Origin of the sequence: Streptomyces sp. NPDC127084, from assembly GCF_042724175.1 — a bacterium.
GTDB lineage: Bacteria > Actinomycetota > Actinomycetes > Streptomycetales > Streptomycetaceae > Streptomyces.
This window is the reverse complement of sequence record NZ_JBHXFA010000066.1, coordinates 13,796-34,766: the sequence shown is the minus strand read 5'-3', so window position 1 is coordinate 34,766 and position 20,971 is coordinate 13,796. Positions and strand designations below refer to the sequence as shown.

At 70.3% G+C, this 20,971-nt stretch carries 16 protein-coding genes; 9 read left to right on the top strand and 7 right to left on the bottom strand.

Translation table 11 applies throughout. From position 1 onward, the window contains the following. Positions 1-450 precede the first annotated feature (450 nt). Positions 451-1,419: a CAP domain-containing protein gene (locus ACFWI9_RS17375; RefSeq protein ID WP_387162839.1), complete on the top strand. Its 969-nt coding sequence runs from the start codon at positions 451-453 to the stop codon at positions 1,417-1,419. A gap of 19 nt (positions 1,420-1,438) precedes the next feature. Here ACFWI9_RS17375 and ACFWI9_RS17370 read toward each other — a convergent pair whose 3' ends face one another. Then, positions 1,439-2,242, bottom strand: coding sequence for a carbon-nitrogen family hydrolase (locus ACFWI9_RS17370; protein WP_387162838.1), 804 nt, complete (start codon positions 2,240-2,242; stop codon positions 1,439-1,441). A gap of 166 nt (positions 2,243-2,408) precedes the next feature. Here ACFWI9_RS17370 and ACFWI9_RS17365 point away from each other — a divergent pair, with 166 nt between their 5' ends. Then, the gene (locus ACFWI9_RS17365) at positions 2,409-3,233 is read left to right on the top strand and encodes a maleylpyruvate isomerase family mycothiol-dependent enzyme (RefSeq protein ID WP_387162837.1); all 825 of its coding nucleotides are present in this window, start codon (positions 2,409-2,411) and stop codon (positions 3,231-3,233) included. Positions 3,234-3,359: 126 nt separating this feature from the next. Here the strand turns inward: ACFWI9_RS17365 and ACFWI9_RS17360 are convergent, their stop codons facing one another. Together ACFWI9_RS17360 and ACFWI9_RS17355 are read right to left on the bottom strand one after the other, a co-directional pair. Further along, on the bottom strand, positions 3,360-4,676 hold the full coding sequence (locus ACFWI9_RS17360) for a nitrate/nitrite transporter (RefSeq protein ID WP_387162836.1): 1,317 nt from the start codon (positions 4,674-4,676) through the stop codon (positions 3,360-3,362). After that, positions 4,673-5,314: a GntR family transcriptional regulator gene (locus ACFWI9_RS17355; protein ID WP_387162835.1), complete on the bottom strand. Its 642-nt coding sequence runs from the start codon at positions 5,312-5,314 to the stop codon at positions 4,673-4,675. Before ACFWI9_RS17355 ends, ACFWI9_RS17360 begins: the two co-directional genes overlap by 4 nt. A gap of 168 nt (positions 5,315-5,482) precedes the next feature. On the opposite strand from ACFWI9_RS17355, the gene ACFWI9_RS17350 reads away from it, so the two are divergent. Further along, positions 5,483-6,442: a D-alanyl-D-alanine carboxypeptidase family protein gene (locus ACFWI9_RS17350; protein ID WP_387162833.1), complete on the top strand. Its 960-nt coding sequence runs from the start codon at positions 5,483-5,485 to the stop codon at positions 6,440-6,442. 97 nt (positions 6,443-6,539) lie between these two features. On the opposite strand, the gene ACFWI9_RS17345 is transcribed toward ACFWI9_RS17350, so the two are convergent. Genes ACFWI9_RS17345 through pdhA form a run of 3 tightly spaced genes read right to left on the bottom strand, consistent with a single transcriptional unit; the run spans position 6,540 to position 10,181 of the window. Continuing rightward, positions 6,540-8,024: a dihydrolipoamide acetyltransferase family protein gene (locus ACFWI9_RS17345; RefSeq protein WP_387162831.1), complete on the bottom strand. Its 1,485-nt coding sequence runs from the start codon at positions 8,022-8,024 to the stop codon at positions 6,540-6,542. Positions 8,025-8,034: 10 nt separating this feature from the next. After that, positions 8,035-9,015: an alpha-ketoacid dehydrogenase subunit beta gene (locus ACFWI9_RS17340; protein WP_387162829.1), complete on the bottom strand. Its 981-nt coding sequence runs from the start codon at positions 9,013-9,015 to the stop codon at positions 8,035-8,037. Between the two features lie 2 nt (positions 9,016-9,017). Beyond that, on the bottom strand, positions 9,018-10,181 hold the full coding sequence (pdhA, locus tag ACFWI9_RS17335; protein ID WP_387162852.1) for a pyruvate dehydrogenase (acetyl-transferring) E1 component subunit alpha: 1,164 nt from the start codon (positions 10,179-10,181) through the stop codon (positions 9,018-9,020). Positions 10,182-10,671: 490 nt separating this feature from the next. On the opposite strand from pdhA, the gene ACFWI9_RS17330 reads away from it, so the two are divergent. Beyond that, positions 10,672-11,331, top strand: a complete 660-nt coding sequence (locus ACFWI9_RS17330) for a response regulator (protein ID WP_387162827.1) — start codon at positions 10,672-10,674, stop codon at positions 11,329-11,331. Positions 11,332-11,473: 142 nt separating this feature from the next. Next, the gene (locus tag ACFWI9_RS17325) at positions 11,474-12,490 is read left to right on the top strand and encodes a phosphotransferase (RefSeq protein WP_387162824.1); all 1,017 of its coding nucleotides are present in this window, start codon (positions 11,474-11,476) and stop codon (positions 12,488-12,490) included. Positions 12,491-12,525: 35 nt separating this feature from the next. On the opposite strand, the gene ACFWI9_RS17320 is transcribed toward ACFWI9_RS17325, so the two are convergent. After that, positions 12,526-14,151 carry a protein kinase gene (locus ACFWI9_RS17320; RefSeq protein WP_387162822.1) on the bottom strand — a complete coding sequence of 542 codons (1,626 nt, stop codon included), beginning with the start codon at positions 14,149-14,151 and terminating at the stop codon, positions 12,526-12,528. Between the two features lie 1,624 nt (positions 14,152-15,775). Here ACFWI9_RS17320 and ACFWI9_RS17315 point away from each other — a divergent pair. From ACFWI9_RS17315 to ACFWI9_RS17300, 4 genes are all read left to right on the top strand, one after another. Further along, a complete protein-coding gene (locus ACFWI9_RS17315) occupies positions 15,776-16,402 on the top strand; it encodes a PadR family transcriptional regulator (protein ID WP_387162820.1) in 627 nt (208 codons plus the stop codon). Between the two features lie 192 nt (positions 16,403-16,594). Beyond that, positions 16,595-17,359, top strand: coding sequence for an ABC transporter ATP-binding protein (locus ACFWI9_RS17310; RefSeq protein ID WP_387162819.1), 765 nt, complete (start codon positions 16,595-16,597; stop codon positions 17,357-17,359). Next, on the top strand, positions 17,356-20,205 hold the full coding sequence (locus tag ACFWI9_RS17305) for an FtsX-like permease family protein (protein ID WP_387162817.1): 2,850 nt from the start codon (positions 17,356-17,358) through the stop codon (positions 20,203-20,205). Before ACFWI9_RS17310 ends, ACFWI9_RS17305 begins: the two co-directional genes overlap by 4 nt. 116 nt (positions 20,206-20,321) lie before the next feature. Further along, positions 20,322-20,861, top strand: a complete 540-nt coding sequence (locus tag ACFWI9_RS17300; RefSeq protein ID WP_387162815.1) for a bacterial proteasome activator family protein — start codon at positions 20,322-20,324, stop codon at positions 20,859-20,861. Positions 20,862-20,971: the final 110 nt, after the last annotated feature.

Sequence of the window (20,971 nt, the reverse complement as noted above, 5' to 3'; positions counted from 1 at the left end):
GGTGTCTCAGTTTTTTTGTACATCTGTCTCCCGCGGCTGTGGGGCGGCCCCGCGCGGCCCTCCCCCCCCCCCCGGTCCCGCTCGGGGCGCGCCCCCCCGCGCCCCTGGGTCACGCCCGACCGGCGCCGCCGCGTGCGGACAGCTCCAGCGTCACCACCACGTTCGCGTTCGGACCACCGGACACCTTGACGTCGCGCGGCCAGCTCGGCTCGCCCTTCCCGGCCTCCCCCGGTGCGTCAACGCGCCTACGGCGGGGCGGTGCAGGCCTTCACCCGTCCGGTCCGGACATGCCATGGCACTTCCTCCGCCTGTTCGTTCGTCCGCCTGTTCCTCCGGGCGGGAAATTTTCAGGCCTGGGGCCGAAAACTGTTATCGCGTATCCTCCTCTCCACTCTCCCTTCCGCCGGACCGACCCAATTTCCGATGAGAGTGCGGGGCCCGATGCAGCACATGAAGAAGCCGACCTGGTTCCCGGAGGCCGCGGCGCCCCGGGCGCTCCGGAACCCGGTGGGCGGACACGACGGATACGGCGAGGTCGGCGGCCATGGCGGGCACGACCCGTACCGCGCACCCGAAGTCCGCAGTGGTGGGCGGCGGCGGGCGGCCGGGAAGGGGCGGCACGGTCGCCGTCCGCAGTCGGGGTTCCGGCTGGGTGTGCCGACGTCCGCCGTGGTCGGGGTGGCCGCGGCGGTGCTCGCGGGTGGGATCTTCGCGCTGAGCGGGTCGGACGGTGACAGCGGCGAGGGCGGCGAGACGTCGGCGGCGGTGCGGGAGATACCCGCGGACTCGGGTGCGGACGGGCAGCGCATCGGCGGGCTCTCCGGGCTCATACCCCCGGCCACCATCCCGACGGCCCTTCCTTCGGCGAAACCCCCGGAGTCCTCGGAGGACTCGGGAGGCGACCGGAGCCGCTCGCCGCACGAAGCGGAGTCCCCCAGCACCTCCCGTAACAAGAACCGCAAGACCCAGCCCGCGCCGGACCCCTCGAAGCAGCAGGCGACGGGGGCCGGGAAGGACAAGGCGGTGGGCAAGGCGGCGCGGTTCGGGGAGCAGCTCGTGGAGTTGGTGAACGCCGAGCGGGCGACGGCCGGTTGTGAGCCGCTGCGGGTGAACGCGCGGATGCAGGCCGTGGCCCAGGCGCACGCCGACGACATGGCGGCCCGCGACTACTACGAGCACGTCGACACCGAGGGCCGGCACGCGGACGAGCGGTTGCGTGCCGCGGGCTATCCGGTGGGCATGTGGGGCGAGAACCTGCACCGCGGCCCTGAGGACCCGGTGACGGCGATGATCGGCTGGATGAACAGCCCCACCCATCGCGACAACATCCTCGACTGCGATTACGAGGACTTCGGCGTCGGGGTGAACCTCAGCGGCAACGGGCCCTGGTGGGTGCAGAACTTCGGCACCGAGTACTGAACCGCGCCTGCTTTCCGCGTCAGCGACGCGGTTCCGGCAAGCCCAGCACGCGGTCCTTGAGCGCCGGGAACTGCTCCCGGGTCGCGGCCAGTTTCGTGAGGTCCAGGTCCACCGTGAGGACCTGCTCAGCCGGGCCTGCCTCGGCCAGGACCTCGCCCCAGGGATCGACGGCGATGCTGTGGCCGGCCTGCTGGACATCCGCGTGGGTGCCCGCGCTGCCGACGGCGAGGACATACGACTGGTTCTCCACGGCCCGCGCTCGGGCGAGCAGGGTCCAGTGGGCGCGGCGGCGTTCGGGCCAGCCGGCCGGGATCACGAGGACATCGGCGCCCGCGTCCACGAGTCCCCGGAACAGTTCGGGGAAGCGCAGGTCGTAGCAGGTGGCGAGCCCGAGCGTGGCCTCAGGCAGCGGGACGGTGACCAGTTCGGTGCCCGCGGCCATCATCACGGCCTCGCCCTTGTCGAAGCCGAAGCGGTGGATCTTCCGGTAGGTACGGGTGAGTTCGCCCGCGGGGGAGAACACCAGCGAGGTGTTGTACAGAGGCCCGTCAACTCCCGCGCCGCGCTCCACGATCGAGCCCGCGTGCAGCCAGACCCCGGCATCGGCCGCCGCTTTGGCCATCACCTCGTACGTCGGACCGCCGTCCAGAGGTTCCGCCTCGGCCGCGAACAGCTCGTACGCAAACGCCCCGGTCGGCCAGAGCTCCGGCAGCACCACCAGGTCCACGCCGGACTGCTCCCGTACGAGGGCGGCGGCGCGCTGCCGTCGGGAATCGACGGTTTCGTCCGGGTCTACCGCGATCTGGATGAGCGAAGCGCGCACACTACCACCGTCCTGGCATTCGAGCTGTCAGCGCAGCCCTACGATCGTCGTCCGAAAGCACTGCCGGGGTGCCTGATGGCAGCGTACTGTTCTGTTCCGGGGGCCGCCCCCAGGACCCCCGGCCGCTGCCCAGCAACCAGCCCGCGCACAACCGTCGAGGGGTTCCGTGACCGTCCATCCCAGCCTCCAGACCTACGCCGACGCCTGGAACCACTCCATCGAAGCGATATCCGAGCTGGTGCAGCCGCTTGTCGAGGGCGAGTGGAACCGCCCCACGCCGTGCCCAGGTTGGTCGGTGCGCGACATCGTGTCGCACATCATCGGCATGGAGTGCGAGATGCTCGGCGATCCCCGGCCGATCCACAGCCTGCCCCGCGATCTCTACCATGTGCGCAGCGAGTTCGCGCGCTACATGGAGATGCAGGTCGACGTGCGGCGGCACCACACCGGGCCCGAGATGACCGCCGAGCTCGAGTACACGATCATCCGCCGCAACCGCCAGATGCGGAACGAGAACCGTGCCCCCGACACCCTGATGCGGGCCCCGCTCGGCGCCGAGCAGACCGTGGAACTGGCCTACCGGATGCGGGCGGCCGACGTCTGGCTGCATGAGCAGGACCTCCGCACCGTCCTCGGCAAGCCGGGGAACCTCGATGCCCCCGGCGCCCTTGTCGTACGCGACAACTTCCTCACCGTGCTGCCCAAGGTGGTCGCCCGGGACGCCGGCGCCCCACCGCGCTCCACGGTGGTGTTCGACGTGAGCGGGCCCGTGGAATTCCTGCGTACGGTGCGGGTGGACGCGGCGGGGCGGGGCACGATCGACGGGGCGCCGGCCCTGGGTCCGGCGGTGGCCTTCGCCATGGACTGGGAGACATACGTACGGCTGGCGGCGGGCCGGGTGAAGCCGGCCGCCGTGGCCGACCGGATCAAGGTCGAGGGTGACGCGGAACTGGCGGCGGCGATCCTGGACCGCTTCTCCGTCACGCCCTGACTCCGCTTGCGCCCCTGCCTCCTTACACCCCTGACGCCCCTGACGCCCAGCCATCGAGGCCTGGCGCTTCGCCGTCACGCCCTGCCGTCACGCCGTGGCTCCCCGGGAGTCGTCACCCGGTGGCCGTCACACCGGTACGTGTACCGCCTCCACCCGGCTGGTCACCAGCCGCTCCTGTTCGCGACGCGCCGTGCGGGCGCGCAGCCGCAGTATCCGGGCGACACCCAGGGCCTGGAGTACGAAGACGGAGGCGAAGGCGACCCGGTAGTCGTCGCCGGTCATGTCCAGCAGCAGGCCCACGGCGAGCAGCGTCGTCATCGAGGCCACGAAACCGCCCATGTTGACGATTCCGGAGGCGGTGCCCTGACGCTGCGGCGGATTCGCGGGGCGTGCGAAGTCGAAGCCGATCATCGAGGCGGGTCCGCAGGCGCCGAGCACCACACACAGCGTGATCAGCAGCCAGGACGGGGCGTACGCGCCCGGGTAGGCGAGGGTCGCCGCCCACAGCGCGGCGGTGGCCGCGATAGTGCCGAGCGCGAGTGGGGTCCGGGCGGTGTGGTGGCGGGCGATGATCTGCCCGTACACCAGCCCCACGACCATGTTGGTGAGCACCACCAGCGTGAGCAGTTCGCCTGCGGCCTCCCGTGACCTGCCATGTGCCTCGACCAGGAACGGCATGCCCCACAGCAGCAGGAACACCTGCGCGGGGAACTGGGTGGTGAAGTGCACCCACATCCCGAGCCGGGTGCCCGGCTCGCGCCAGGCCTCGGCGATCTGGCGGCGGACGAAGGCGGCCCCGGCGTGCGGAGCCGCCGCGGGTTCGCGTCCCTCGGGATGGTCCTTGAGGAGCAGCGCCACCAGTACGAGGACGACGACCCCGGCCAGCGCGCTGCCCGCGAAGGTCGCGGTCCAGCCGATCCCGTGCAGCAGCCGGGCGATGACCATGGTCGAGACGAGATTGCCCGCCATCCCGAACAGCGCGGCGACCTGGCCGATCATCGGTCCGCGCCGGGCCGGGAACCAGCGGGCGCCGAGTCGCAGCACACTGATGAACGTCATCGCGTCGCCGCAGCCGAGCAGCGCGCGCGACGCGAGCGCTGTCTCGTAGGAGGGGGAGAGCGCGAAGCCGAGCTGTCCGGCCGTGAACAGGACGGCGCCGAGGGTGAGCACCTTCCTGGTGCCGAGCCGGTCGACCAGCAGGCCGACGGGTATCTGCATGCCCGCGTAGACGAGCAGCTGGAGTATGGAGAAGGTGGACAGCGCCGAGGCGCTGACATGGAAGCGGTCGGCGGCGTCGAGTCCGGCGACGCCCAGGGACGTTCGGAAGATCACGGCCACGAAGTAGACGGCGACACCGATACCCCAGACCGCCATCGCCCTGCGTCCGCCGGGCGGATCACCTGGCACGGTGACGGCGGAGGAGCCCGATGTCGTGCCGCTCATCGGTCCTCACCCCGCACCAGTACCTTCACCCAGGTCAGATGCCGGCGCACGCACTCCGCCGCCCGCTCGGTGTCACCGGCCTTGATGGCCTCCAGCATGTCGGCGTGCTCGGTGATGTTCTTGCTGATCCGCTCGGGCTGGGCGTGCATCAGCGCGACGCCCATGCGCAGCTGGCGGTCGCGCAGCTGGTCGTAGAGCCGGGCGAGGATCTGGTTCCCGGCGTGCTGGACGATCTCGGCGTGGAAGCGGCGGTCGGTGGCGGCGACTGCGGCGAGGTCGCCCTGCTCGGCCCGGCGCCGCTGCTCATCCACGAGTCCCGCCAGCCGCTCGACGAGCGCGGCGGGCGCCGGGACCGTCCTGCGGACCGCGAACTCCTCGACCAGCAGCCGGGTCTCGATCACATCCGCGATCTCCTGCGCGGAGACGGCGAGGACCAGGGCGCCCTTCTTGGGATAGAGCTTGAGCAGCCCTTCCATCTCCAGCTTGAGCAAGGCTTCACGCACAGGGGTGCGGGAGACTCCGACCGCCTCGGCGAGTTCGCCCTCGGTGAGGAGCGTCCCACCCTCGTAACGGCGGTCCAGTACGGCCTGCTTGATGTGGGCGTAGACACGGTCGGCGGCAGGGGCGGCAGCGGGCATGCGCACAGCATAGATACAACAGAGGCACATCAGGAGTCCCCGTCCGGCATGCAGACAGGGATGGTTTTGGATAAATCGGACCGACACGGAAGACGGACTGAGATCTGCACAACATCCGTACATCCATGGGACACTTCCGCGCGTCTCACATGTCGACAGTTGACGTATATGCCAAAACGGAGCGTTCCCTTGATAACCAGCCTCACCGGCGTGCGGAGGGCCGCTACCGCGGTTCTCGCTGGCGGCCTGCTGCTGACGGTCTCGCCCCTCGCGGCTCCTGCCCAGGCGGCGACCCAGCCCATCCCGTCCATCAGTGCCAAGGGCGGATTCCTGCTCGACCAGGCGGATGGCAAGCCCATCTACGGCAAGGCGAACAACACCCGGCGCCAGATGGCCAGCACCACCAAGCTCGTGACGGCCATCACGGTGCTGACCCAGCCCGGCGTGGACCTCGACAAGAAGGTCACCGTCAAGCAGTCCTACCGGGACTACGTCGTTCGCGAGGGCGCGAGCACCGCCGACCTGCGCACGGGCGACAAGCTGACCGTCCGCCAGCTGCTGTCCGCGCTGATGCTGCCGTCCGGCTGCGACGCCGCGTACGCGCTCGCCGACACCTTCGGCACCGGCACGACCATGTCCGCCCGCACCAAGTCGTTCATCGGGAAGATGAACAAGAAGGCCAGTCAGCTCGGGCTGGTGAACACGAAGTTCGACTCGTTCGACGGCATCTCCCCCACGGGCAACAACTACACGACCCCGTGGGACCTGGCGAAGCTCGCCCGTCACGCGATGAGCAGCTCGATCTTCCGCGATGTCGTCAAGGCGACCACGTACAAGACCACCGCGCCCACGAGCTCCGGCGGCACCCGCACCTACACCTGGTACAACACCAACAAGCTGCTGGGCTCCTACAGCGGTGCGATCGGTGTGAAGACCGGCACCGGTACGGCCGCGGGCCCCTGCCTCGTGTTCGCAGCCACCCGCAACGGCAAGACGTACACCGGTGTCGTCCTCAACGGCACCGACCGCTACAACGACGCCGCGAAGCTGCTGGACTTCGGCTTCGGTTCAACGTCGGCGCGCACGATGGAGCTGCGCTCGCTCCCGGCCGGCGCACAGCGCGACTGACCACGGCCGAGTCCGCAGAACGCCTGAAGGGCCCGTCCTCACGGACGGGCCCTTCAGGGTTCTTCGGGGTGCTGCGGTGCCCTTCAGGCGCAGGCGATCAGGCCCAGGTGATCAGACGCTTCGGCTGCTCCAGGACCGCCGCGGTGTCCGCCAGCACCTTCGAGCCGAGCTCGCCGTCCACCAGCCGGTGGTCGAACGACAGGGCGAGCGTGGTGACATGGCGCGGCTTGACCTTGCCCTTGTGGACCCAGGGCTGGAGCTTGATCGCTCCGACCGCGAGGATCGCGGACTCGCCCGGGTTGAGGATCGGCGTTCCGGTGTCCACGCCGAAGACTCCGACGTTGGTGATGGTCACCGTGCCGCCCTGCATGGCCGCGGGGGTGGTCTTGCCCTCGCGGGCCGTGCTCACCAGTTCGCCGAGGGACTCGGCGAGCTGCGGCAGGGTCTTGTCGTGCGCGTCCTTGATGTTCGGCACGATCAGTCCGCGCGGAGTGGCGGCGGCGATGCCCAGGTTCACGTAGTGCTTGAGCACGATCTCCTGGTTCGCCTCGTCCCAGGAGGCGTTGACCTCCGGGTTGCGCTTGATCGCGACCAGCAGCGCCTTGGCGACGAGCAGCAGCGGGTTCACCCGCAGCCCGGCCATGTCCTTGTCCGACTTGAGCTCTTCGACCAGCCGCATCGTGCGCGTGACGTCGACCGTCACGAACTCGGTGACATGCGGGGCAGTGAAGGCGCTGCCGACCATCGCCTGCGCGGTGGCCTTCCGTACGCCCTTGACCGGGATCCGGGTCTCCCGGGCACCGGACGCCGCCACGGTGGCCGCGGCCGGAGCCGCGACGGCCGCCGCCGACTCGGGCGCCACGGCCGGGGCGGGTACCTGGGCAGGAGCCACGGGGGAAGCCGCCACAGGGGAGGCTGCCGCGTGGACGTCGTCCCGGGTGATGATGCCGTCCGGGCCGGTGGGCACGACCGTGCCGAGGTCGACGCCGAGGTCCTTGGCCAGCTTGCGGACCGGGGGCTTGGCCAGCGGGCGGGCCGCGGTCGGTACCGCGGCAGCGGCAGTGGAGCCATGACCGTTGAGCTCGGCCTGCACCGCCGCGGCGGCCGGGTTCTGCTCCGGCGCCGGCGTGCCCTTGCGCGGGCGGCGCTTGGTGGATGACTCGGCGACGCCGTAACCGACGAGCACCGGCTGGCGCCCGGTCGGCTTGTCCTCATCGGTGGCGTCCTCGGCCTGGGCCACCGGCTCGGCGGCGGCGAGCGCCGGCTCGGTGGCCGCCGGGGGCGGCTCCTCGACCGGGCCGGAGCCCGGCGCCACGTCCACGGTGATGATCGCGGTGCCCACGTCCACCGTGGTGCCCTCGCCGAAGCGCAGCTCGTGCACCACGCCGTCGTACGGGATGGGCAGCTCGACGGCCGCCTTCGCCGTCTCGACCTCGCACACGACCTGCCCGTCCGTGACGGTGTCACCGGGCTGTACGTACCACTTGAGGATCTCGGCCTCGGTGAGTCCCTCGCCCACGTCGGGCATCTTGAACTCCCGGAAGCGCGCCGAAGTCGCGGGGGTTTCCGTCATCGTCGTCACGACCTTCTCCTCAGTACGCCAGCGAGCGGTCGACGGCGTCGAGCACCCGGTCGAGCCCTGGCAGGTACTCCTCCTCCACCCGGGCCGGCGGATACGGGGCGTGGAAGCCGCCCACGCGCAGCACCGGCGCCTCCAGGTGGTAGAAGCACCGCTCGGTGATACGGGCCGCGATCTCCGCTCCGGAGCCGTAGAACACCGGTGCCTCGTGGACGACCACGAGCCGGCCGGTCTTCTCGACGGACCGCTGAACGGCGTCGAAGTCGATCGGGGACATCGAGCGCAGGTCGACGACCTCCACCGACTTGCCCTCCTCCTGGGCCGCCGCGGCCGCTTCCAGGCAGACCTTCACCATCGGGCCGTAGGCGGCGAGGGTGAGGTCGGTGCCGGTGCGGGCGATCCGGGCCGCGTGCAGCGGGTCCGGGATGGCCTCGGTGTCGACCTCGGCCTTGTCCCAGTAGCGCCGCTTGGGCTCGAAGAAGATCACCGGGTCGTCGCTCTGGATGGCCTGCTGGAGCATCCAGTAGCCGTCGGAGGCGTTCGACGGCGAGACCACCTTGAGCCCGGCCACATGCGCGAACAGCGCCTCGGGGGACTCCGAGTGGTGCTCGACCGCGCCGATGCCGCCGCCGTAGGGGATACGGACGACGACCGGCATCTTGACCTTGCCGAGCGCACGGGCGTGCATCTTGGCGAGCTGGGTGACGATCTGGTCGTACGCCGGGAAGACGAAGCCGTCGAACTGGATCTCGACCACCGGGCGGTAGCCGCGCAGCGCGAGGCCGATCGCGGTGCCGACGATCCCGGACTCGGCGAGCGGGGTGTCGATCACCCGCTCCTCGCCGAAGTCCTTCTGGAGTCCGTCCGTGATCCGGAAGACCCCGCCGAGCTTGCCGACGTCCTCACCCATGATGAGGACCTTGGGGTCGGTTTCCAGGGCCTTGCGCAGCGATTCGTTGAGCGCCTTCGCGAGGGACATCTTCTCTGCGGTCATGCTTACTTGCCCTCCTCGGCAGCGTCCGTGAACGACGCCTGGTACGCGGCGAACTCGGCGCGCTCCTCATCGACCAGCGCGTGGCCGTCCGCGTAGACATGGTCGAACATCGACATGTCGTCCGGGTCGGGCATCGCTCGCACGGCCTCGCGGACCCGCTTGGCCAGCACGTCGCTCTCCTCGTCGAGCGCGGTGAAGAAAGCCTCGTCGGCGTGGCCCTGGGCCGCCAGGTACCGGCGCAGCCGCAGGATCGGGTCCTTGGCCTCCCACGCCACCCGCTCGTCGTCGTGGCGGTAGCGGGTCGGGTCGTCGGACGTGGTGTGGGCACCCATCCGGTACGTGAACGCCTCGACCAGGGTCGGGCCCTCGCCGCGCCGAGCACGCTCGAGCGCGGAGCGGGTCACCGCCAGGCAGGCGAGGACGTCGTTGCCGTCCACGCGGACGCCGGGGAAGCCGAAGCCGCGGGCGCGCTGGTAGAGCGGGACGCGGGTCTGGCGCTCGGTGGGCTCGGAGATGGCCCACTGGTTGTTCTGGCAGAAGAACACCACCGGGGCGTTGTACACCGCCGAGAAGGTGAAGGCCTCGGCCACATCGCCCTGGCTGGAGGCGCCGTCGCCGAAGTAGGCGATGACCGCGGAGTCCGCGCCGTCCTTGGCGACACCCATCGCGTAGCCGGTCGCGTGCAGCGTCTGCGAGCCGATCACGATCGTGTACAGGTGGAAGTTGTTGCTGTTCGGGTCCCAGCCGCCGTGGTTCACGCCGCGGAACATGCCGAGCAGGTTCGTCGGGTCCACCCCGCGGCACCAGGCGACGCCGTGCTCGCGGTAGGTCGGGAAGACGTAGTCGTCGTCGCGCAGGGCGCGGCCGGAGCCGATCTGCGCGGCCTCCTGGCCGAGCAGCGAAGCCCACAGGCCCAGCTCGCCCTGGCGCTGGAGCGCGGTCGCCTCGGAGTCGAAGCGGCGGGTGAGCACCATGTCGCGGTAGAGCCCGCGGAGTTCCTCGGGGCTCAGGTCGACGTCGTAGTCCGGGTGCGCGATCCGCTCACCCTCGGGCGTCAGCAGCTGTACGAGCTCGGGCTCGGCGTGCTGCCCGGCCTGTTCGCCGGGTTGTCCGGACTGCCCGGCCTTCGCGGCCTGTCGCGGCTTGGCGGCGCTCTTCTTCGCCACGGTGCGCTTGGCAGCGCGGGCAGCGCCGGCAGCGGGCTTGGCGGCGCCCTGTTCGGCGGTCGCGGCGGTGCCCTCGTCGGCTCCGGCGCTGACGCGCTTACTGCTGCGGCGCGGTTTGCTCGCGGCAGTGCTCTCCACGGTCACGTGCGTGCTCCTCCGTCGGTCCGGCCCCCGGGGTCCGCCGGGTACCAGTGCGGCTCACCTGTACCCGTACCCGGGCACGGGGTGGGTGCACCGTGGGTATCCGTCGGGAAACAGGCGTGACAGGTGCCCCGGCGTGCTCCCTGTCACAGGCACGTTACCCAGTGGGTCGCATTCCTGCGAAACCCCATTTGACCTGCGATTTTGCTTGGATTTCCAAGTAAACCGGGAAATGCGGGAGCAGCCGCAGGTCAGAGCACTGGTCACGGCCGAGCAGGCCGCCGGAACACGGGCACGGTATCCCGGGCACCCCGGGCACGGGAAGAGCCAATATGTGAGACTTACTTTTGTGCCCGAAGCCCGAAAAATCACGGTATTCCTGCTGGACGACCATGAGATCGTCCGGCGAGGCGTACACGAGTTGCTCTCTATGGAGGACGGCATCGAGATCGTCGGCGAGGCCGGTACGGCCGCCGACGCCTTGGTGCGCATCCCCGCGGTACGTCCTGACGTGGCGGTGCTGGACGTGCGCCTCCCGGATGGCAGCGGGGTCGAGGTATGCCGCGAGGTGCGTTCGCAGAACGAGGACATCAAGTGCCTGATGCTCACCTCGTACGCCGATGACGAGGCACTTTTCGACGCCATCATGGCCGGGGCCTCGGGTTACGCCCTCAAGGCCATCCGCGGCAGCGAACTGGTGGCGGCGGTACGGGACGTGGCGGCGGGCAAATCGCTGCTCGATCCGGTGGCCACGGCACGCGTCCTGGAACGGCTGCGGGACGGCGGCAGCCCGCACACGGACGACAAGCTGACCGGTCTGACCGATCAGGAGCGCAGGATCCTGGACCTGATCGGCGAAGGGCTGACCAACCGGGCGATCGGCCAGCGGCTGCATCTCGCCGAGAAGACGATCAAGAACTATGTCTCCGGGCTGCTGGCCAAGCTGGGTATGGAGCGGCGCTCGCAGGCTGCCGCGTATGTGGCACGGATGCAGGCGGAGCGTCACTGAGGGTGGACAACCGAGCAGCACTGATCAACGCTCCTCCGCACCAACCAGCACCAACCAGCACTGACGGGCGCCAGGCGTACGCCCGTCCGGGTATTCCGAAGAGCGACACGCGCGACACGCTGAGTGATCTATCATTTGGCGGGTGCCGCGCTCATTTGCTACTGCTCCACCTCCGCTGGGTGAACTGCTGCGGCGGTACGAGGATCCCGGCGAGCCCCTCTCCTGCGAGCCCGTCACTCAAGGCCTGCTCAACCGCGGCTATCGGCTCGCCACCACCCGCGGCGCCTACTTCCTGAAGCACCATGTGGACGCACCCACCGCCGACCGGGACACCATCGTGCGCCAGCACCGCGCCACCCAGCGGCTTCAGTCGCTCGGCGTCCCCGTGGCCCCGCCCGTACAGGACACCACGGGCGACACCGTGGCCGTGATCGGCGGACGCTGCTATGCCCTGCACCCCTGGGTGGACGGGCGGCACCGGGTGGGTGCCCAGCTGACCACCGCCGAGTCACGGCGGCTCGGGGCGCTGCTCGGGCGGGTGCACACGGGGCTCGATCAGGTCATGGAGACGGATGGGCAGTCCGCGGAGCATGACAGCGCGGACCCCGACGAGACCTTCGCGCTGATCGGTGAACTGCTGGAGCTGGCCGACCGGCACCGCCCGCGCGACACCTTCGACCTGCTCGCCGAACACCGGCTGCGGGAGCGCAGATCGCTGCTGGAGCGGCACGCCCACCGCCGACCGCCACCGGCTACGGCGAGCGGCTGGGTGCATGGGGACTTCCATCCGCTGAACGTGCTCTACCGGGACGGCGAGCCCGCGGCGATCGTGGACTGGGACCGGCTGGGTGTGCAGCCGCGCGCCGAGGAGGCCGTACGGGCCGCGGCGATCTTCTTCGTACGGCCGTCGGGAAAGCTGGAGTTGCCGAAGGTACGGGCGTACGCCCGCGCGTACCGGCGTGCGGCGGGCGCGGACAGCGCGGAGCTGGCGGCGGCCGTGCACCGGGTGTGGTGGGAGCGGCTCAACGACTTCTGGATACTGCGCTGGCGCTACCAGTTGCACGACCGCAGGGCCGACCCGCAGTTTCCGGCGGTGTCGGCCCTGGCAGTGTGGTGGACGAGGGAGTACGAGGCGGTGTGCGAGTCCTTCGCCGGGTGACCCCGGCCGGGCTCAGCCGGGCGTACCCGCCGGTGTCAGCCCGCGCCCGCGTCCGTGCCCTGGTCCGTGCCCGCGTCGGTGCCCGCGTCGGTACCGGCGTCCGTGCCGGTCGACGTGCCCGTGTCCGTACCCGCGTCCGTACCGGCGTCCGTGCCGGTCGACGTGCCCGTGTCCGTGCCGGTCGACGTGCCCGTGTCCGTACCCGCGTCCGTACCGGCGTCCGTACCGGTCGACGTGCCCGCTTCCGTGCCCTGGGACTGCTCCGTGGACGGGCTCTGCTGCTGGGGCGGGTCCTGAGGCGTCCAGTCGCCGCCCTGGTTGCCGCCGTCGCCGGAGCCGGGCTGCTCGGGCTCCTGCTCTTCCTCCTCGGGCACCACCGGATCCGGGGTCGACTTCTGCGACTTCTGCGGGGTCTTGGTGATGTTCGTCTGCTGCTTCTGATCGTTCTTGGGCTGCTCCGGCCGGGTCATCGCGAAAGCCACGCCCGCCGTGATGGCGATCAGCGCGAGCGCGACGAACGCCAGCACCCTGCCGCGCCCGCCGCGGCCACCGGAGTTGCCGCCGGTACCCGCGTAACCGCCGTGGTAGCCGCCGTCTTCCGGATTGCGCGGCGGGAGGATCGAACCCTGCGGCGTGTCACCGGAGTTCGGGTGCCCCATCACGGTCGTCGCGGACATCCCCATCGCCGGGGTGTAGGCGCCGCTCTCATGCATCTGCACCGGTCCCGTGTCCCACGTACCGGTGTGGCTGCCCGTCTGCTGGAGCATCTGGATCCCGTACTGCACCAGACCGCGCATCTCCTCGGCGCTCTGGAACCGGTCGTCCGGGTCCTTGGCGAGCGCCCGCATGGCGAGGCCGTCCAGCTCGGGCGGGGCCACGTCCGAGACCTCGGACGGCGGCACGGGCATGTCCTGGACGTGCTGGTAGACCACGGAGAGCGGGGTCTCGCCGGTGAACGGCGGGCGCAGCGCGAGCAGTTCGTACAGCAGACAGCCGGTGGCGTACAGGTCGGAGCGATGGTCGACGGCCTTGCCGAGGGCCTGCTCGGGGGAGAGGTACTGCGGGGTTCCCATGACCATGCCGGTCTGGGTCATCGTGGTCGACGCGCCGTGCAGCGCGCGGGCGATACCGAAGTCCATCACCTTGACCGCGCCGCTCTTGGTGATGATCACATTGGCGGGCTTGATGTCACGGTGCACGATTCCGTGCTGGTGCGAGTACGCGAGCGCCTCGAGGACGCCGGACACGATGATCAGCGCCTGCTCGGGCGGCGGTGCCTCCGCGTTGACGAGCAGATCCCTGATGGTGTGGCCTTCGACCAGTTCCATGACGATGTACGGCACGGACTGCCCGTTCACCACGTCCTCGCCCGAGTCGTACACGGCGACGATGGCATGGTGGTTGAGGCCGGCGACGGACTGCGCCTCGCGGGTGAAGCGGGCTTTCGAGACCGGGTCCTCGGCGAGATCGGCACGGAGCAGCTTGACGGCGACGGTGCGCCCGAGCCGTACGTCCTCCGCCGAGAACACCTCGGCCATGCCGCCTCTGCCCAGACGGCCGGTCAGCCGGTAGCGGCCATCGCCGACGAGCCCGCCCACGCCCGCCCAGGAGTCAGCGGCATCCGGGACTCCGCCGCCGCTTGCTTCGGGTTCGGGTGCCATCAGTCCTCGCCGTCGTGTTCGTGTCGCCCCGCGCGTCGGCGCGCGCGTGGTCTTCCTTTGTGTGTCAGTACTCTGCTCAGTACCCTGCCCTGTCACGCTACAGGTTCCAGGCGCCGCCCCGGTTCGGGATAGGGCGGTCGTCAGGCCCGTCTAGGCCCGCCGCCACCAACCCCCCGTTGTGCCGATACGGGATCCACCGGGTATTCATTCATGGGATTTTGTGAGTTTCCTGTAACACTCGCTCGGGCCCTGCCTGCTGGCGGCCGCAGAGCGGGCAGCGGGGGACTCGGCGAGAGCGTGCCGCCTGCCGAGCACGGGGCGACTGAGGCCGGCGACTCCGATGGCGCATGCGCCCGGGTCTCGGTGTGACGTCCATGACACGGACCGGAACGGGCATCGCCACCCCGCGATACCTGCCCCGGCCCGCTCTCGCGGACCTGCGGACAGCCGGGCGGCGCGGAGTCCACGCGCGCCGCGTTCCGTACTCCGTTGGCATCATGCTCTGCCGGCTGTTGACGGGCCGAGCGCCGTTCGACCCGGCCTCCGTTCGACCCGGCCTCCGTTCGACCCGGCTTCCGTTCGACCCGGCCTGCCCAACCGCTCGCCGACTCCGGCGACGGACAGGACGAGCGCGGCTGCGTTGCTGCCGCATGTGCGCCCAGGAGGTACCGGTGACCCGGAGTAGTCGACTCCTCGCCGAAGCCACTGAGCACCTTCGGGAGCCGTAGCGGACTCTTCGGCCCTGTGCTGCTGTCACCCTCTCAGAACACCCGAGATGCCCGTCTTCATCGTAGATGTGACGCTTAATGCGATACGCCCCATACGCAGGGCGACACGGCACGAGAGGGGGTCACGCGATGGCACCGGCGCCAGATCCCCGACCCTCCACTCCTCGTACTCCTCACAGCCTCTGCGGTGGCAGCGCCCATCGCACCCACTTCACCCCTCGCACCCCGGCCCTCACCGCCCTCGTCACCGCTGCCGCCCTCGCCGCCCTGACGTCGGCTCCGCCGGTCGCGGCGCACGCCGCCGCACGCGATACGCGCACCGCCCACCGCACCCCCTCCGTCACCCCACCGTCACCCACACCCTCGCTGGCGGGCCGAGAAGCGGGCGAGGGGCGGCAGCGGCCAGGACGGCGCGCGACGCCGCCAGGGTCGCGTACGGGCTCCATATCGACACCACCATCCCCGACCACCCCTTCAGCACCTTTTGTCCCGGTAGTGCCACCTAATTCACCTTCCATGAAGCGACTCGCGCCCTTCGCCCCCCTCACACCGATCACGCCTGACGTATCCACCCCCTCCACGCCCACCGCCGCCAACCCACCCGACACACCCGTGACTCCCGTCACATCTCTACCTGCGGCCGTCGGCGATACGTCCCCGCGCGCGGGCCCCCCGGCGCAGGAGCGACCCATCCCCTCGCTGACGCTCGGCACGGGGTTCACCCTGATGGGACTGGGTCTCGGCTACATAGGGCTGCGCCTTCGGAGGCGCTGAGCGTCGCCCCCGGAGCGGACGGCGAAGCCCTTCTCGGGGACCACCGTCCCCCCTGGGTCCTATGCGCCGTATCCCTCTCAGGTCGGTTGTCCGCGGCGGCATACTCGGTATACATACTCAGTATGTCGATCCGCCACGGGCTACTGGCCCTCCTCGAACGAGGCCCCCGCTACGGCTCCCAACTGCGTACGGAGTTCGAGTCACGCACGGGTGCCACCTGGCCACTCAACGTGGGCCAGGTCTATACGACCCTGGGCCGACTGGAACGCGACGGCATGGTCGTACCCGACGGGGAGGACGAGGGAGGGCACTCGCTCTACGCCATCACCGACGCGGGGCGGACCGAGCTTCGGTCCTGGTACGAGCGTCCCGTCGACCGCACCAGCCCGGCCAGGGACGAACTGTCCATCAAGCTCGCCATGGCGGTCGGCACCTCCACGGTCGACATCCGTGAGGTCATCCAGTCTCAGCGCCGCCACACGGTGAAGGCCATGCAGGACTACACACGTCTCAAGGCGCAGGCGCTGGAGACGGAACCCACCGACCGGGCCGATGTCGCCTGGCTGCTCGTGCTGGAACAGCTCATCTTCCAGACCGAGGCCGAGGCCCGCTGGCTCGATCACTGCGAGGCCCGGCTCATCCGGCTCTCCACGACGCTGCCGCCCCCGGAGCAGGCACCCCCACCCGCCGCCACCGCTCCCACTCCCGTGGCCGCACGCGCCCTTGACCGCCTGCGGCGGCGCGGCTGACCTCGGGCTCCGTCCCGCCGGGGGGCCGTGCCTCGCCCGACCCCACTCGGCACGGCCTGTTCAGCGCCTCCGACTCGGCGCTCCTACCCGGTACTTCCCGCACTTCCGACCCACGTGTCCCGCTCAAGACATCTGCTCAGCACATCCGCTCACTCCCGTACGCCCCTGCGTACGCCCAAGGGGGGACCCACCATGTCCAGCCAGTCACAGCACCAACAGAAGCCACAAGCGCCGCATCCCGTGCTTCAGCTCCGCCAGCTGACCCGCGTCCACGGCAGCGGCGCCACAGAGGTCCACGCCCTGCGCGGTATCGACCTCGATGTCTACCCGGGCGAACTGGTCGCCGTCATGGGCCCGTCCGGTTCGGGCAAGTCCACCCTGCTCACCATCGCCGGCGGTCTGGACAGCCCGACCTCCGGCCAGGTGATCGTGGAGGACACGGACATCACCACCGCCCACCGCAAGACCCTGGCGGCCCTGCGCCGCCGCAGCATCGGCTATGTCTTCCAGGACTACAACCTCATCCCGGCACTGACCGCCGCCGAGAACATCGCGCTGCCCCGTGAGCTGGACGGCGTCTCCGCCCGCAAGTCCCGCACCGAGGCCCTTGCCGCGCTCGAGGAGATGGACCTGGCCCATCTGGCCGACCGCTTCCCCGACGAGATGTCCGGTGGTCAGCAGCAGCGGGTCGCGATCGCCCGCGCCCTCGTCGGAGAGCGCCGGCTGGTCCTCGCCGACGAGCCCACCGGCGCCCTGGACTCCGAGACCGGAGAGTCCGTACTCGCCCTGCTCCGTACCCGCTGCGACGCGGGCGCGGCGGGCATCCTCGTCACCCACGAGCCGCGCTTCGCCGCCTGGGCGGACCGGGTGGTCTTCCTGCGCGATGGCGCTGTGGTCGACCAGACCGTGCGCAGCGACGCCGACTCCCTGCTGAGCGGGCAGGCGGCCGAACGGTGAAGCACTGGTTCCACTCCTGGCGTGCGGCGATACGTATCGCCCGGCGCGATGCCCTGCGTTCCAAGGGGCGCAGCTTCCTCGTCCTCGCCATGATCGCGCTGCCCATCATCGGGGTCAGCGCCGCCGATCTGACTCTGCGCAGCGCCGAGCTGTCCACCGAGCAAACTCTGGAACGGTCGATCGGCGCCGCTGACGCCCGGCTTTCCGGCGCCGGGGTGGGCGGTGTCGCCATCCACCAGACCCCCGACGCCAGCCAGCACGTCCCGGTCGAGAACTACGACGACAAGCCCTGGCCCGAGGGTCCGACCGATCTGAAGCAGGCCATCCCCGCGGGCGCCAAGTCCCTGGAGAGCACGACCGGCTCCGCCAAGCTGCGCACCACGCACGGTCTGCTGCACACCGAGGTCCGTGAGCTGAAGGCCACCGACCCGATGGCCGCCGGGCTGATGACCCTGCTCAGCGGCCGGTTCCCGCAAGGAGCCGGAGAAGTCGCCGCGACCACGCACTTCCTGGAGTCGAGCGGGCTGAGCATCGGCTCCAAGATCTCGGCACGCGGCCTGGACCGCGAGTACACGATCACCGGCGCGTACGAGGTCGCCGAGGCGCTGGAAGCCGACGAGGTCAACGCATTGCCCGGGGCACTGCTCGACCCGCTCGACAAGGCTCTGGTCGCGGGCGGACTGCCCGGGGTCGGTGCGAGCACCAGCTATCTGGTGAGCGTTCCGGGTGGTTTCACGTGGAACATGGTCAAGCAGGCCAACACCAACGGCGTGGTGGTCGTCTCGCGCGCGGTGCAGCTCAATCCGCCCGCCAGGTCGGACGTCCCGATATACGACTCTCCCAACTGGGCCGGCGGCTTCGAGCAGAGCACCGCCGCCAAGGCCGCCGCCCTGGCCTCGGCCGCCACCGTCGTCGGTCTGGCGATGCTGGAGATCTGCCTGCTGGCCGGTCCGGCCTTCGCCGTCGGCGCCCGCCGCTCGCGCCGTCAGCTTGGACTGGTCGGTGCCAACGGCGGTGACCGCCGCCATATCCGGGCCATCGTCCTCTCGGGCGGTCTGGTGATCGGCATCGCCGCCGCCGTTGTGGGCACGCTGCTGGGCCTGGCGCTGACCTTCGCTCTGCGCCCGCTCCTCGAAGAGGCCATGGGCGCACGCTTCGGCCACTTCGACATCCGGCCGCTCGAGCTGCTCGGCATCGCCCTGCTCGCCGTGATCACCGGTCTGCTCGCCGCGATCGTCCCGGCCGTCACCGCGTCCCGGCAGACCGTACTCGCCTCGCTCACCGGCCGCCGCGGCATCCGCCGCAGCAACCGGGTCCTCCCACTGCTCGGTCTGGGCGGGCTGCTACTGGGTGCCGCGATCGCCCTGTACGGCTCCGTCTTCAGCGATCAGTTCCTCTTCGTCGCGGGCGGTAGCGCCCTCGCCGAGCTCGGTGTCGTGGCCATGACCCCCGCACTGGTCGGCCTGTTCGGCAGGGTCGGCCGCTGGCTGCCGCTGTCGCCGCGGCTCGCGCTGCGCGACGCGGTACGCAACCGCGGCCGTACGGCGCCTGCCGTGGCCGCTGTGCTGGCCGCCGTCGCGGGCACGGTCGCCGTCACCACGTTCCAGGTGAGCAGCGACGCCCAGAGCGAGGCCGCCTATGTGGCCCAGCTCCCCGCCGGAGGGGTGTCCCTGCTGCTGGACGAGCCGGGCGGCCGGGATGTCGCCCAGGCACGGGAGGCCGTGCAGAAGTACCTGCCGGTCGAAGACCGGGCCGATGTGGACCGGATCACCGTGGGCAAGGAGCAGTGCACCAAGTACTCCGACAACCCCGGCTGCGGGAGCCACGAGATCGTCGTGCCGAAGGCGAACGAGTGCCCGCTGTGGGCCGACGCCGGTCCGGACGTCGAAGACCCCGCCGCACGGTTCACCAAGGCCCAGCGCCGCGAGCTCGCCGCGGACTGGCGCTGCCGGGACGACAACGGCTACGAGGCGTACGTCGGTGACGAGAAACTTCTCAAGGTCCTCGGCATCGACGATCCGGCAGCCGCCAAGGCCCTTGCGGAGGGCAAGGTCGTCTCGTTCGACAAGCACAACATCGACACCGCCAAGGGCAACACGGTCGGCATCCGGCTGATCACCGAGGCCGAGCGCAACAAGGCCGACGCCGCGCGCACCGAGCCCGTGGGCACGGTCAAGACCTTCACCGCCCACCAGGTGTCCGGGAAGGCCAAGGCCTACGGCGTCTCGCTGCTCATCCCGCCATCCGCGGCCAAGTCGGCCGGGCTGCTGACCGTGCCGTACGGCACGTACTACACGACCCAGCAGGCGCCGAGCAGCGAGCAGCGGCAGAAGCTCGACGGGGAGCTCGACAAGATGGGAGCCGAGATCGAGCTCCACATCGAGGAGGGCTACGTCAGCGACCAGGACATCACCCTGCTGGCGCTGTCCCTCTTCGCCGGGCTGATCACCATCGGCGCCGCGGGTATCGCCACCGGACTCGCACAGGCGGACGCCGAGGCGGACCTGAAGACGCTCGCCGCCGTGGGCGCCCCGCCCCGGGTGCGCCGCACTCTCAGCGGGTTCCAGTGCGGTGTGGTCGCGGTGATGGGCGTGGTGCTGGGCACTGCGGCGGGTGTGCTGCCCGCCATCGGCCTGCGGCTGAACGAGCGCCGAAGCGCGGAGCTGTGGTACCAGAAGGCACTGGACGAGGGCTACGGCCGGATCGACGACTTGCCGTATGTGCCGATCGTCGTCCCCTGGGGCACCCTCGCCGCCCTGCTGATCGCGGTCCCGGTCGGCGCGGCCGTCCTGGCCGCCCTGGTCACGCGCTCCAAGGGCGCCCTGGCCCGGCGGGAGGCCACCTGACAGGCCACATGACGGGCGACGTCATGTGAATCGGCCCCGTGCCCCTGTAGGAGGGTGGATCACCCTCCTACAGGGGCACACCGTCTGGTGAGGCAGTTGTGCGAGAGAATGGCGGCATGGAGATGCCGAGGAATGAACGGTCGCCGGAGACACCGCATGTCCTCATCGTGGGGCAGGACGGGTTGTCGCTGGGCGGCGGTCAAGCTGACGACGAGTCGCGCGAGGTCCCCGTGACGGACATGGTCGAACAGCCGGCGAAGGTCATGCGCATCGGCAGCATGATCAAGCAACTACTGGAAGAGGTGAGGGCGGCTCCTCTGGACGAGGCGAGCCGCGTCAGGCTCAAGGAGATCCACCGGGGCTCCGTCAAGGAGCTCGAGGACGGGCTGGCTCCCGAACTGGTCGAGGAACTGGAGCGCCTGTCCCTGCCGTTCACCGATGACGTCGTGCCGTCGGAAGCGGAACTGCGCATCGCGCAAGCTCAGTTGGTGGGCTGGCTGGAAGGACTCTTCCACGGTATCCAGACAGCGCTGTTCGCCCAGCAGATGGCGGCTCGCGCCCAACTCGAACAGATGCGCCGGGCACTCCCGCCCGGTGCTCCCACAGACGATGACGACCCCTCACACGGCGCGATCCGGTCCGGGCCGTATCTCTGACGGAGCCACGGCTCCGGAACGGGGGGGGGGGGGGTGTGTGGGGACGGCGGGCGCTAGAGTGACCACACCGCCGACACGACGCACGCACACCCAGCGCTCGAAACACAACC

Excerpts from the sequence above, each read along its gene's own strand:
- ACFWI9_RS17375 (WP_387162839.1), top strand. The coding sequence starts at position 451 with ATGAAGAAGCCGACCTGGTTCCCGGAGGCCGCGGCGCCCCGGGCGCTC.
- ACFWI9_RS17360 (WP_387162836.1), bottom strand. The coding sequence starts at position 4,676 with ATGAGCGGCACGACATCGGGCTCCTCCGCCGTCACCGTGCCAGGTGAT.
- ACFWI9_RS17355 (WP_387162835.1), bottom strand. The coding sequence starts at position 5,314 with ATGCCCGCTGCCGCCCCTGCCGCCGACCGTGTCTACGCCCACATCAAG.
- ACFWI9_RS17350 (WP_387162833.1), top strand. The coding sequence starts at position 5,483 with ATGCCAAAACGGAGCGTTCCCTTGATAACCAGCCTCACCGGCGTGCGG.
- ACFWI9_RS17340 (WP_387162829.1), bottom strand. The coding sequence starts at position 9,015 with ATGACCGCAGAGAAGATGTCCCTCGCGAAGGCGCTCAACGAATCGCTG.
- ACFWI9_RS17320 (WP_387162822.1), bottom strand. The coding sequence starts at position 14,151 with ATGGCACCCGAACCCGAAGCAAGCGGCGGCGGAGTCCCGGATGCCGCT.
- ACFWI9_RS17315 (WP_387162820.1), top strand. The coding sequence starts at position 15,776 with ATGTCGATCCGCCACGGGCTACTGGCCCTCCTCGAACGAGGCCCCCGC.
- ACFWI9_RS17310 (WP_387162819.1), top strand. The coding sequence starts at position 16,595 with ATGTCCAGCCAGTCACAGCACCAACAGAAGCCACAAGCGCCGCATCCC.
- ACFWI9_RS17300 (WP_387162815.1), top strand. The coding sequence starts at position 20,322 with ATGGAGATGCCGAGGAATGAACGGTCGCCGGAGACACCGCATGTCCTC.